This window comes from Bradyrhizobium cosmicum (assembly GCF_032290525.1).
GTDB lineage: Bacteria > Pseudomonadota > Alphaproteobacteria > Rhizobiales > Xanthobacteraceae > Bradyrhizobium > Bradyrhizobium cosmicum_A.
Genome location: NZ_JASXTA010000684.1, coordinates 1 through 221, shown reverse-complemented (window position 1 = coordinate 221; position 221 = coordinate 1). Strand labels below are relative to the sequence as shown.

Here is a 221-nt window from a genome sequence, read left to right as displayed (position 1 = left end):
CGCTTTTCCAAACTCGTGGAAGCGAGACGTGCCACCTGCAGCGAACTGGTCAGCTTGCGGAAAACCACATCAGTCCTGCAATGCCTTCTCGATGAAGTCGCCGATGATGGACAGCTCCTCCATTGCGCGCCGGGTGTTATACAACATAAGCCGCATTGCGGGAGCGCGTGACATATTCTGCGCTGTAATGTGCAGCATACCACGTTCTTTCATAGCAGCGA

The 221-nt window shown here is 54.3% G+C and carries 1 protein-coding gene; it reads right to left on the bottom strand.

Features of this window, described 5'->3' with window-relative positions:
• Positions 1-69 precede the first annotated feature (69 nt).
• On the bottom strand, positions 70-213 hold the full coding sequence (locus tag QSV46_RS41340; protein WP_314964614.1) for a hypothetical protein: 144 nt from the start codon (positions 211-213) through the stop codon (positions 70-72).
• Between the last annotated feature and the right edge of the window lie 8 nt (positions 214-221).

Bases quoted from the DNA above. Each gene is read 5' to 3' on its own strand.
- QSV46_RS41340 (WP_314964614.1), bottom strand. From the start codon at position 213: ATGAAAGAACGTGGTATGCTGCACATTACAGCGCAGAATATGTCACGC.